The organism is Butyricimonas sp. DFI.6.44 (genome assembly GCF_022132345.1).
Lineage (GTDB): Bacteria > Bacteroidota > Bacteroidia > Bacteroidales > Marinifilaceae > Butyricimonas > Butyricimonas muris.
Genome location: NZ_JAKNJD010000024.1, coordinates 17,007 through 28,038, shown reverse-complemented (window position 1 = coordinate 28,038; position 11,032 = coordinate 17,007). Strand labels below are relative to the sequence as shown.

General features: G+C 44.3%; 11 protein-coding genes and 1 tRNA gene. 2 read left to right on the top strand and 10 right to left on the bottom strand.

What is annotated here, in order from left to right; all coding sequences use genetic code 11:
* Positions 1 to 505: 505 nt before the first annotated feature.
* Both ruvA and trpS read right to left on the bottom strand, forming a co-directional pair.
* Entirely contained in the window at positions 506 to 1,087 is a 582-nt protein-coding gene (gene ruvA / locus L0M98_RS22280; protein WP_099290032.1) for a Holliday junction branch migration protein RuvA, read from the bottom strand.
* Between the two features lie 68 nt (positions 1,088 to 1,155).
* Positions 1,156 to 2,139, bottom strand: coding sequence for a tryptophan--tRNA ligase (gene trpS / locus L0M98_RS22275; RefSeq protein ID WP_099290031.1), 984 nt, complete (start codon positions 2,137 to 2,139; stop codon positions 1,156 to 1,158).
* A 283-nt stretch (positions 2,140 to 2,422) separates the two neighbouring features.
* On the opposite strand from trpS, the gene L0M98_RS22270 reads away from it, so the two are divergent.
* Positions 2,423 to 2,776 (top strand): DUF3276 family protein, encoded by a 354-nt coding sequence (locus tag L0M98_RS22270; protein ID WP_099290030.1) that lies wholly within the window; start codon positions 2,423 to 2,425, stop codon positions 2,774 to 2,776.
* A gap of 36 nt (positions 2,777 to 2,812) precedes the next feature.
* Here the strand turns inward: L0M98_RS22270 and L0M98_RS22265 are convergent, their stop codons facing one another.
* The 7 genes from L0M98_RS22265 to L0M98_RS22235 all read right to left on the bottom strand — a co-directional run bounded on the left by L0M98_RS22265 (position 2,813) and on the right by L0M98_RS22235 (position 7,224).
* A complete protein-coding gene (locus tag L0M98_RS22265; RefSeq protein WP_099290029.1) occupies positions 2,813 to 3,280 on the bottom strand; it encodes a hypothetical protein in 468 nt (155 codons plus the stop codon).
* Between the two features lie 26 nt (positions 3,281 to 3,306).
* On the bottom strand, positions 3,307 to 3,936 hold the full coding sequence (gene pyrE / locus L0M98_RS22260) for an orotate phosphoribosyltransferase (RefSeq protein ID WP_099290028.1): 630 nt from the start codon (positions 3,934 to 3,936) through the stop codon (positions 3,307 to 3,309).
* Positions 3,937 to 3,956: 20 nt separating this feature from the next.
* Complete coding sequence (locus tag L0M98_RS22255; protein ID WP_227217853.1) at positions 3,957 to 4,979, bottom strand: aminoglycoside phosphotransferase family protein; 1,023 nt, start codon at positions 4,977 to 4,979, stop codon at positions 3,957 to 3,959.
* 53 nt (positions 4,980 to 5,032) lie between these two features.
* Positions 5,033 to 5,119: transfer RNA gene (locus L0M98_RS22250), tRNA-Leu, on the bottom strand.
* Positions 5,120 to 5,183: 64 nt separating this feature from the next.
* A complete protein-coding gene (locus L0M98_RS22245) occupies positions 5,184 to 5,942 on the bottom strand; it encodes an acyl-[acyl-carrier-protein] thioesterase (RefSeq protein WP_227217854.1) in 759 nt (252 codons plus the stop codon).
* A gap of 103 nt (positions 5,943 to 6,045) precedes the next feature.
* Positions 6,046 to 7,056, bottom strand: a complete 1,011-nt coding sequence (gene murB, locus L0M98_RS22240) for a UDP-N-acetylmuramate dehydrogenase (RefSeq protein WP_227217855.1) — start codon at positions 7,054 to 7,056, stop codon at positions 6,046 to 6,048.
* Positions 7,057 to 7,086: 30 nt separating this feature from the next.
* Positions 7,087 to 7,224: a hypothetical protein gene (locus L0M98_RS22235; protein WP_227217856.1), complete on the bottom strand. Its 138-nt coding sequence runs from the start codon at positions 7,222 to 7,224 to the stop codon at positions 7,087 to 7,089.
* 14 nt (positions 7,225 to 7,238) lie between these two features.
* Between L0M98_RS22235 and L0M98_RS22230 the strand changes: the two genes are divergently transcribed.
* Positions 7,239 to 8,594: a methyltransferase RsmF C-terminal domain-like protein gene (locus L0M98_RS22230; RefSeq protein WP_227217857.1), complete on the top strand. Its 1,356-nt coding sequence runs from the start codon at positions 7,239 to 7,241 to the stop codon at positions 8,592 to 8,594.
* Positions 8,595 to 8,690: 96 nt separating this feature from the next.
* Here the strand turns inward: L0M98_RS22230 and L0M98_RS22225 are convergent, their stop codons facing one another.
* On the bottom strand, positions 8,691 to 10,655 hold the full coding sequence (locus L0M98_RS22225) for a tetratricopeptide repeat protein (protein WP_227217858.1): 1,965 nt from the start codon (positions 10,653 to 10,655) through the stop codon (positions 8,691 to 8,693).
* Between the last annotated feature and the right edge of the window lie 377 nt (positions 10,656 to 11,032).

Here is an 11,032-nt window from a genome sequence, read left to right as displayed (position 1 = left end):
TTCATTTCAATATCTTAAAGAACTCTTCTTCTATCGTTTCCTATCGCCCCTCTATCCTGCCCTCCGGCCTTCATCGTGAAAGCGGCTGCAAAGGTAATGCTTATTTTTCAACCTCCAAATTTTTTCAAGCTTTTTTCAAAACTTTTTTCGGCGGTTTCTAAAACCTCTCGTTCCAGTATCTCGTTTAAGCTTCTCCCGTCGCCTGCCCTCTCTCTCGAAAGCGGGTGCAAAGATAAGCGAAGAAATTCCCTTTTTCCAAATTTTCTGACCACTATTTTTAAAGTTTTTTACAACAGGCTAGATTGCAGCACGTTGGAAACATCAAACCCGACAACACCCCGGGGGATGTCTATCGTTGCTCTAGGGTAACAAGCGTGCAAAGACTCTCCTCCATCGAATCAAAAACGCTTACATGCGTTCATGCCACGAACATGCTACGTTTATGCTACGTTCATGGTATAGCCCAACCATAGGGAAAGGTTGGGCAAGGGAGAGGGAGACCTAATTACAAATGCTTAAGTGCCAATTTTATTAACTCTTCCACGGATTCCACTCTATTAGTAGCCAAAATTTTATCTAATGTTTTAGCCACCTGTGCCCGAGCAAAACCCAACATCACTAACGCTGCTTGAGCTTCCTCCCTAACGGCACTTGAAGGTAAATTAATACTCTCGACAGCAACGCCCTCTTTTCCGAGTTTATCTTTCAATTCAATAATCACGCGCTGGGCAGTCTTGATACCTATTCCCTTCACGCTCTTGATCGCGTTCACATTTTCCGTGAGAATTGCCCCGGTAATTTCCTCGACCGTCATAGAACTCAACATCACGTTTGCCGTGTTCGCTCCAATACCGGACACGGAAATCAAAGCCCGGAACAGCGTTCTCTCTTCTTTCGAGAAGAAACCATATAATAAATGTGCGTCTTCACGTACAATCTGATGAATATAAAGCATCACTTCCGACTGTGCGGCAATTTTCGAATACGTGTTCACCGAAACATGAATAGAATACCCTATTCCCCCGCAATCCACGATAGCACACGCCGGAGTTACTTCAACCAGAATCCCTTTTATATACTCATACATACAATTGAAAATTGAAAATTGAAAATTGAAAATGACGATGCACTTCAATTTTCAATTTTAGTCATTTACTAGCGAAAACCGATAAGTTTACGCACTTCTTTCATGGTAGCAGAAGCACTGGCACGGGCTTTTTCGGCTCCATCGGCAGCTACTTTATCCAAGTAATCCGTGTTGGCAGCATATTCCAGAATCCGCTCCCTGATCGGGGTACAGAAATTAACGATATCTTCCGCTAATTGCTTTTTCAAATCACCATAACGGATCTCGCAATTATTATATTTCTCGTCAAAATAATCATACACGTCTTTCGCGGACATGATTTCCAACAACGTGAACAGATTGCGAATAACTTCAGGTTTCTCGCTATTCGGCTCCGTGGGTCCGCTATCGGTAACGGCTTTCATCACTTTCTTGCGAATTGTCGCGGCATCGTCGATAAGATAAATCGCATTCCCCTCTGATTTTCCCATCTTCCCCGAACCATCCAGTCCCGGGATCTTTATTCCTTCCCCGGTGTAAGAGAATGAAGCCGGCTCCGGAAATAATTCATATCCATATATCGTGTTGAAACGACGAGCGAATTTCCTCGCCATCTCCATGTTTTGCTCCTGATCTTTACCCACCGGTACTTTGTGTGCCTTATGTATAATAATGTCTGCAGCCATCAAAGTAGGATAAGTCAGCAAACCGGCATTAACGTTATCCGGCTGTTTACGCGCTTTTTCCTTAAACGTGGTAGTACGTTCCAACTCTCCGAGATAAGCATTCATATTTAAAAAGAGATACAACTCCAAAATCTCTTTTATATCACTTTGCACGTAAATGGTAGCTTTTTCCGGATCCAAACCGCAAGCCAGATACTCTGCCAGAATCTTCCGCACGTTCTCCACCACGTTCCCCGGGTGAGGGTGTGTCGTCAACGAGTGCCAATCTGCAATAAAAAAGAAGCATTTGTACTCATCCTGCATTTTCAGAAAATTCTTCATCGCTCCAAAATAGTTCCCCAGATGCAAATTACCCGTGGGTCTGATTCCACTTACTACTGTTTCCATTGTTTACTTGATATTTACAATTATACACTACAAAGATACGCTTTTATTCTTTCCGTACAATAATTTCTATTTCGTTCCGGTAAAACGCTCCCTTTAAAATACACAATAATATGTTATATATCAATATTTTATATAGCAAAAGAACACACACGTGTAATCTCAAACGTTTTCACACAACTAAGATATTGATAGACAGAGGTAAAAAAAAGTTCCAAAAAACGATGTTGTTGGTTTATTTTTTCTACTTTTGGTGCGCAAAGTCTAATTAAAATTTTAATTTAACATGGAAGGTTACGAAAAGAATGAAGGTATGGAAATGAATGATCGGGACGAGATCTATTCAAAACCGGTGAGAGCGGGAAAAAGGACTTATTTTTTTGACGTGAAAGCTACTCGTAATAACGATTACTATCTGACGATTACCGAGAGCAAGAAAAAATTTGATAAAGACGGTTCTCAAAATTACGAAAAGCACAAGATCTTTTTATACAAGGAAGACTTTGATAAATTCGCGGAAGGGTTGGATGAAGCTGTCGCTTATATCAAAGCAGCACTTAACGGAGAAACAATGGAGATCAGTGAAGAAGTTGAGGTAAACGAATTTGATGACATTGATTTTGACGATTTAGCAAAATAAATAAAAAAGCTCTTCGGTTATCGAAGAGCTTTTTCTTTATTTCATATACCCGTAAGGGATCTTTGCAAGGCCTTCCGCCAACTGCTGGATACCTTTTTCCAGTTTACCTTTCAAAAGCATCTTGAACATCATATTCAACTCTGCCTCAAAAGTAATTTTCATACGTGTATCGTAAGGACCGTTACTCAACAATTGAATCCACAGGTCGAAGTCAAAAGGCACTCTGCCATCTCCTTTGATCTTGATCAATTTCGGCTCCTCTCTCTCCACGATCTGCAATCCCATTTCACCAAGACCTTCCACCATAAACGTGCAAGTATCTTCCGTCGTTCTCACGTCCTTTATCTTGCTGGCTATCTCCGGCATTCCCTGTTGCTGCCCCGCACCCATCTTGGCGGCCATTTCGAACATTGAACCGAACTTGGCAAAATTGGAAAGAAACGCGTACACGTCATCTATGGCACTGTTTATTTTTTGAACCTCACTAACAACTCGTGTAGCCATATACTCAATATTTAAAATACACGAAATTATTTGTAAGTTTCCGGACTAACTCTCCACTCCTTCAATTTTGCCACTTCTTCCGCTTTCACGTACCCGCTCTTCTGTGCCAAATCGATCATGGCATTGTAATTACTCAACGTGTCCAACTCGCAATGAGCGTTAGCAAAATTATCTATCGCTTTCTGGAACCCGTAAGTAAAGATAGCCACCATACCCAACACTTCACAACCGGCATTCCGCAACGCTTCCACGGCTTGCAGACTGGAACCTCCGGTTGAAACCAAATCCTCGACAACGACCACTTTTTGTCCGGCCTTATACTCTCCTTCTATCAAATTTTCCAATCCATGACTTTTCGCCGCAGAACGTATATACACAAACGGCAATCCCATTTCTTGAGCCACCAACGCTCCCTGTGCAATCGCCCCGGTAGCCACCCCGGCAATCAATTCGACTTGCGGGTATTTCGCGCGAATTAATTCCACGAACTGATCACGGATGTAAGTCCGCACCTCCGGGTAAGACAAAGTCTTACGATTATCACAATAGATCGGTGATTTCCAACCGGATGCCCAAGTGAAAGGATGATTAGGCTCTAATTTTATCGCTTTAATTTGTAGCAAATGTGACGCTACTTGTTCTGCAACAGTACTCATATCTGTTTTATATTTAATAGTTATTCATTTATTTCGACACGCGAAGGTACAAAGTATTTTTCAAAAGCCATTCCTATAACTCGCCGAATCTCGGGATAATCCTCACCCAACTTTCCACTCTCGAACAAACGGCTAATTCCTTGCAATCCTGGAATAATGGAATCGACAAAATGCTGTTTCCCCTCGTGCAAGCCCCGTAAACCGAACGCTCCCATCGCTTGTAACAAACGAATTAAAACGAAATGATAATACAAATCACGAAATCTTGTATCTTTATCGAATACTTCCAGATTCCTTATATAATAATCCAACAATTCTTCTTTCTGCCTTTCCGGCATTTTCACCACGGCATCATAAAGCAACGAGGCAACATCATAGTGCAGCGCTCCTTGCCGACCACCTTGATAGTCGATAAAATAGACCTCATCCCGAAGCACCATGATATTTCTGGATTGAAAATCCCGAAACATAAAGTGTCCCGTATCCGCGACCAATAATGTTTTTGTCAGAAGTTCAAAATCATCTTCCAATTTATCCTCGTCCGCCTCGACTCCCGCCAAACGCAAAAAACAATATTTAAAGTAATTCAAATCCCAACGGATACAACGTTCGTCAAAAACAGGGCGAGGCAAACAACCCGTGTAATCCAACCCCTCGTGTCCGAACAACTGAAACCGCAACAACTCGTCCAACGCTTTCCGGTACAGGTTCATCGCGTGCTCGTTCAACATCTCGCCTTCCCGTTCCCGCTCCACGACATCCAGTAACATGTCACGTCCCAAATCCTGTTGCAAGTAAACCTTCCCGTCATCCGACACTCGATAAACTTCCGGGACATGCAAATCTTTCGTTTTAAAATGACGCGTGAAGTCTATAAACAACTTATTCTCCCGCAAGTTTTCGTGATATACCCCCACGTAACTTCCCTCACTATCTTGAATCCGATAGTATTTTCTACTGGAACCTGAAAGCGGAAGCGCTTCCACGTGATAATCAGCTCCTCCCTTGTAACGCTCGAATAGTTTTATTACCTGCTCTTTCATAACGCTTTATATTAAAAAAAGGAAACCGATACTCCCGTATCGGTTTCCTTTCATGGTGCCCAGAACAAGACTCGAACTTGCACAGCCGAACGGCCACTACCACCTCAAAGTAGCGTGTATACCAATTTCACCACCTGGGCATTTTTCTTTTGACGGTGCAAATATACACATTTTATCCTTACAAAGAAAAAACTCGGCAATTTTTTAATCAAGATTTTTTTCCCACGTGCTAACGGCAAAGCAATGAGTCTTATCGCCTGCTTCATTTCTCACCCGGTGATAAACCTTCACTTTTCCATCATCTTCAGTCACGTGGTTTTCCGCGTTGACTCTGCTATCCGGCAGCACCTCGTGCTCGTAAACAATCTCCAACTCCCTTAATCCATGCTCTTTCAAAAACACGTAAGATAACGAATTCGTTACCCAACGCACGTATGTCGCTTGTGTCACATGTTTGTTAAAATCAATATTATCGTATGTCGCCGTGAAGCAACGGGAATTTTCGTATTCCTCCGGCATATTTTTAGTATCCAACTCAAAAGGAATTTCCCGAACGACATCTACGCAGGAAGCGGCATTCCCGGTGACACACGCGGGCAATCGCACCGGACGACGACGATTGATATCTATCACCATCCATTCCGAAGTCGCGCGAATCAAGAGCTCTCCTTTTCCCGAGAACATGCTGAAATCGCGAAGGGCAAACAAACGGTCAATACCAGAAGGCCACGTTTCCAACGTCACGATTTCCTCCTGCTCCGGCATTCGGTTCACGATAATACGCAACTTATGCAGCATCCATGTCAATCCTTGGGCGTTCAACGTGGGCACATCAAACCCCAATAACAAAGTCTGCCCGTTCGCCACATCATTAAACAAATCGCAAAGCGACTTCACAATCAAACGTCCTTGCAAATCCGTGTAATGCCCCCGAATCTTTATTTCTTCCGAATACTTCACCATTTTAATTTTAGATTTTAAATTTTAGATTTTAGATTCCTGCCACACAAGGCTAACGCTCACTGATTTAATTTTTTTCAAATCAAAAATCGTAAATCATAAATCACTAAATAACATAAACTTCCGGCTCCAACCAAACTCCGAATTTGAGAAACACGGATTTCTTTATTTCGTTAGCCAAGTGAGCAATTTCTATGCCACTTGCCCCTCCTTTATTCACCAGCACAAGAGCCTGCCTGTCATGTACGGCGGCATTCCCGATGCCTTTCCCCTTCCATCCGGACATCTCTATCAACCATCCCGCGGCTAATTTCACGTGCTCATCATCCACCGGATAAATCGGCATCCCCGGGTTCTCCGCCAACAGGGCATCTGCCGCTTTTCGTTCAACTACCGGATTTTTAAAAAAACTTCCGGCATTCGGTAACACGTTCACATCAGGTAACTTTGCCTCCCGTATCCGTATAATTGCCTCCCGTACTGCCTTTAACGTGACTTCTCCCGCGCGGGTTACTTCATCCCGCACACTTCCATACTGCAACCGAAAAACAGGTTGCCTCGTCAGTCGAAATGTCACGTAAGTCACCACGTGGCGGTTCTTCCACTCGTGTTTAAATATCGAATCCCGGTAACCGAACCGACACTCGGCAGCGTCGAACTTCACTTTCTCGGCCTTCACGATATCCACCGCCTCCACCGTCACGATGCACTCTCCCGCTTCCACCCCGTAAGCCCCGATATTCTGCACCGGGGTAGCCCCGACATGCCCGGGAATCAAGGAAAGATTCTCTATTCCCCCGTAGCCGTGTTCTACCGCCCAAGCCACGAAATCGTCCCAAACGACACCACTCCCCACGCGCACGAGAACGTCGTGTTCATTTTCCTCCACAATCTCGTACCCCTGCATCATCGGGTAAAAAACAACCCCATCAAAGTCTTCCGTGAAAAGAAAATTACTCCCGCCTCCCAAAATCAACACTTCCTCGGGCTTCAACTCGTAAGAGCCGACAAACTCCAACAAATCCTCTTCCTTCTCGCATCTCACGAAATACTTACACTTCGCGTCTATATGAAATGTATTATATTCCCTTAAATTAAAATTCTCGTAAATCTCCACTGTCTTCTAATTTTAATTTTCAAATTCAGCCTACTCGCATTCCTCGCCTCCTTCTCCCTTTCTTCTTATCCCGAACGAAGTATATAAAATCTTTATATCTACAATAACTAAACTCTTCCCGGCAAAGTTAAAACATATCAACAAATAAATCATTAAATTTGTCGCCATAATCCAAAATGTTTATGATTTCATTACCACCAGCATTTATCGAGCGCATGAACCGAATCATGGGGAACGAGTCGGAAGTTTTTTTTGAAGCGTTAAACTCCCCCTCTCCGGCAACAATCCGGGTAAACCCAGCGAAGACAGTAACACCCCTTCCTTTCCCCGAATTAATTGACGGGCAAGTACCGTGGTGTTCCGATGCCTACTATTTGAGAAAACGTCCGGTCTACACGCTTGATCCTTATTTGCATGGCGGTGTCTATTACGTGCAGGAAGCCTCTTCCATGTTTCTACAGTCCGTGTTTCGACAAATCGCCGTGGACAAGCCTCTTCGGGTACTGGATCTATGTGCCGCTCCCGGGGGAAAATCAACACTGTTGGCAGCCAATCTCCCGACAGGCTCCCTGCTGGTTTCCAACGAGGTAATCAAATCAAGAGCCTCCATATTAAAAGAAAACATTATAAAATGGGGATACGATAATATCGTGGTCACGAACAGTGACCCCGCTCGTTTCTCGGGGATGAAAGGAGCATTCGACATCATTCTGGTAGATGCCCCCTGCTCCGGCGAAGGCATGTTCAGGAAAGATGAAAAAGCCATCGAGGAATGGAGCGAAAACAACCTGCGCCTGTGTGAAGAACGACAAAAACGGATTATAGCGGACATATGGGATGCCCTTGCACCCGAAGGTTATCTGGTGTACAGCACCTGTACCTACAATCCCGGCGAAAACGAAGACATGCTTTCATGGGTACTCGACAATTTCGAGGCCGAATCCGTCGAAGTCCAACACGACTACCCGGGAATAATCCCCACCCCGACATCCGTTCACGGCTATCATTTCTATCCCCATAAATCTGCCGGAGAAGGTTTATTCATGGGTGTTATCCGAAAAAAAGACGGACAACCGTTTACCTTGAAAAAGGAAAAACGGAGTTCTCAAAACCAGACGCCCAAACTCCCGACCGACATCTTGCCGCTTTTACCGGATATCGCGAACTACATGCCCTATCTGGCAGGAAGCACGCTCGGCATCATCCCCGCCCGTCACGCGGAATTCATCCAATACCTGGAATCCAAAGCGGGCGTTATCTACAAAGGTTGCGAGATAGGCGAATCCGTCAAAGGCACAACACGCCCGGCACATTCGTTGGCTTTGCTCCACAATCTTCAGAAACAGCACATCACCCGCCAAGAAGTAGACCTCCCCACCGCCCTCCAATACTTACGCAAGGAAGACATTCGTTTCGATGCCCCAAGAGGAGCGTGGGTTTTAATCATGTACCAAGGCATCGCCCTCGGCTGGGTAAAAGAAGCCGGCAATCGCCTGAACAACTATTACCCGAAAGAGTGGAGAATTAAACGATTTTAGATTTATGATTTTAGATTGAAGGATTCAGTGATTAACAAAAACAACTTGTAACCTGCAACTTGCCGCAGGCAAATTCAACCTGCAACTTATCAAACGTTATTGCTCCTCCACGGAACAATAACGTTTGATAATACTGTAAGCATCCGTCAGCCCAAGTTCGCCCGCCTTACTCAAATCCACGTTGGCAGCACTTTTATCTCCTTGATAGATATGCAATAACCCGCGGTTAAAATAAGCTTCGGCAATATCTTTATCCAGTTCCAAGACTTTCGTGTACATATCGATAGCCTCTTTTATCTTCCCGCTCTTGGCATACACGTTAGCAATATTGAACATGGCAAAAGCGAAATCCGGATCAATCTCCAGACACTTGTTATTACCTTCCAGCACGAGAGAATAATCCACCACGCGTTTCACTTTCTCTTCCTCACCCACCACACGAGAAGTCTTTTCTTCAATCGACTCGATATAATCGTACATTTTCGCCCGTGCACTAGCCAGATTCATTAAAGCGAACAAATGTTTCGGGTCACGTTCCACTACCGTCTTGAAATCCTCTATGGCCTTCGTGTAATCCCCGCGATTCAAGTACAACGAACCTCTCAACAGCAACGCGTCCACGTCACTTCTGTTCTTCCGAATCTTGGAAGATAGCGTTTCAATATACTCGTCCTCGAATTCCCTCGGGTAATCGAAGCGTTTGTTGGATATCGTCAACGCCGGGTTATAATTATGCTCTTGGTTAAACTTCATAATCCGCTTGTCGAAATACTGCACTTTCCCTTTGCGCAAAGTATCTAAAGCCAAATATTGCACGACAAACATATCCTGCAACTCGATAATCACGTTTCTATCCTGTATACGCCCGTTGATCACGTCCTTCATCCGGTCATCCCGGGAGTTTATATCTATCAACCGCCGGAAATTTTCCGTCGTATCAACCAACGCGTTTTTATCCCCCTCTTGCATCCTCTTGTAGCGATCCATGATCTCCTCCGCTTTATACCTGTCCTGTCGGGCTGAAGCGAAATCGTCCATCTCACCGCTCACCGCGGCTCTTGCCAAATAAGCCTTCACGAAATCAGGATACAGCGAGATACTTTCAGAGAAGTCATTGTAAGCCCCGGTATAATCCCGAATCTCCATTTTCAACAATCCCCGGTTAAAATAAATCAATATATTATCCGGGTTCATCTCCAGCACTTGGTCCAAATCATCGATAGCCTTGTTCGTTTCCCCTATCTCCGCTCTCAATAATGCCCGGTTGTAATAAGCGTAAGCATAAGTGCTATCCACCTTCAACACGGCAGTATAATCTTCCATCGCCTCCGGGAATTTTTTCATCTCGTACCACGTGATGGCGCGGCTCATTAATATACGCTTGTTCTGCGGGTTAATCTTCAACGCCTTATTATAATCCTCGATAGCATCATGATACTTTTTCTCTTTAAAATGCAGGTACCCCCGCAACCCGTAAGCATCATCCGAGAACATATTCAATTTGATCGCCATATTGCAATCCTCGATAGCCCCCTCCCAATCGTCCAGCTTCTCCCGCATAATCGCACGATTCAGGTAAGCCGGCAACAACTCTTTGTCTATAATCAACGCCTTCGAGTAATCCTTCTCCGCGCTCTTGTAGTCACCCATGTCCGCCTCCGTTATCGCCCGGTTAGCATAAACGTACGCCTCTCCCGGGTTAATCGAGATCGCGGTGTTGTAATCATTCATGGCATCCTCGTATCGCTTCATGTTGTGGTAAGCGATACCCCGGTACATATAAGCATGGAAATAATTCGGGTTCAACTCTATCGCCTCCGTGTAATCCCGTATCGCACCCTCGAAATCGTCCAAGTTCAGCTTCGCCAATCCCCGGAAAAAATACGGTTCCGATAAACGAGGCTTCACCCGAAGGATATTGTTGAAATTTTCTATCGCACTCACGTAATCATCAAACATAATTGCGCTCTTCCCCGCGCGCAACATATTCGCCGTGTTCCACTGTGCCGACACTCCCAAGGTCGCCAAACAGAAAAATATAATAATACTAAACTTCTTCATGCGGAATAATATCAATATTTGGGGCATAAAGATAATAAAAATTCTTACTAGCACGTGTATCTAATAGATACCTCACCAATAAAAATGGATAAATAAACCGAACGAGTCCTTCTCTCGTTCTTGCTTCGTTGTTGCCCCGATGTTGCGACAGTAAACATTGAGGCAACAACGAAATAAAAATGGAAAATAAATGAACAGGAGAACTTATCTGTTGAGTCATTCTACTTTTCTATTCCGGCATTTTTATTCAAACACGACACATCCGTTTATCCGGCAATAACCTAAGGTACTCCTACCCCAATAATACCTCTCGGCACTTACAACCCGCTAGCACTCCCCTCGCACCACCCTTCTCGACGGGGGATGAAACAGTAAAT

Excerpts from the sequence above, each read along its gene's own strand:
- ruvA (WP_099290032.1), bottom strand. The coding sequence starts at position 1,087 with ATGTATGAGTATATAAAAGGGATTCTGGTTGAAGTAACTCCGGCGTGT.
- trpS (WP_099290031.1), bottom strand. The coding sequence starts at position 2,139 with ATGGAAACAGTAGTAAGTGGAATCAGACCCACGGGTAATTTGCATCTG.
- L0M98_RS22270 (WP_099290030.1), top strand. The coding sequence starts at position 2,423 with ATGGAAGGTTACGAAAAGAATGAAGGTATGGAAATGAATGATCGGGAC.
- L0M98_RS22265 (WP_099290029.1), bottom strand. The coding sequence starts at position 3,280 with ATGGCTACACGAGTTGTTAGTGAGGTTCAAAAAATAAACAGTGCCATA.
- pyrE (WP_099290028.1), bottom strand. The coding sequence starts at position 3,936 with ATGAGTACTGTTGCAGAACAAGTAGCGTCACATTTGCTACAAATTAAA.
- L0M98_RS22255 (WP_227217853.1), bottom strand. The coding sequence starts at position 4,979 with ATGAAAGAGCAGGTAATAAAACTATTCGAGCGTTACAAGGGAGGAGCT.
- L0M98_RS22245 (WP_227217854.1), bottom strand. The coding sequence starts at position 5,942 with ATGGTGAAGTATTCGGAAGAAATAAAGATTCGGGGGCATTACACGGAT.
- L0M98_RS22235 (WP_227217856.1), bottom strand. The coding sequence starts at position 7,224 with ATGGCGACAAATTTAATGATTTATTTGTTGATATGTTTTAACTTTGCC.
- L0M98_RS22230 (WP_227217857.1), top strand. The coding sequence starts at position 7,239 with ATGATTTCATTACCACCAGCATTTATCGAGCGCATGAACCGAATCATG.
- L0M98_RS22225 (WP_227217858.1), bottom strand. The coding sequence starts at position 10,655 with ATGAAGAAGTTTAGTATTATTATATTTTTCTGTTTGGCGACCTTGGGA.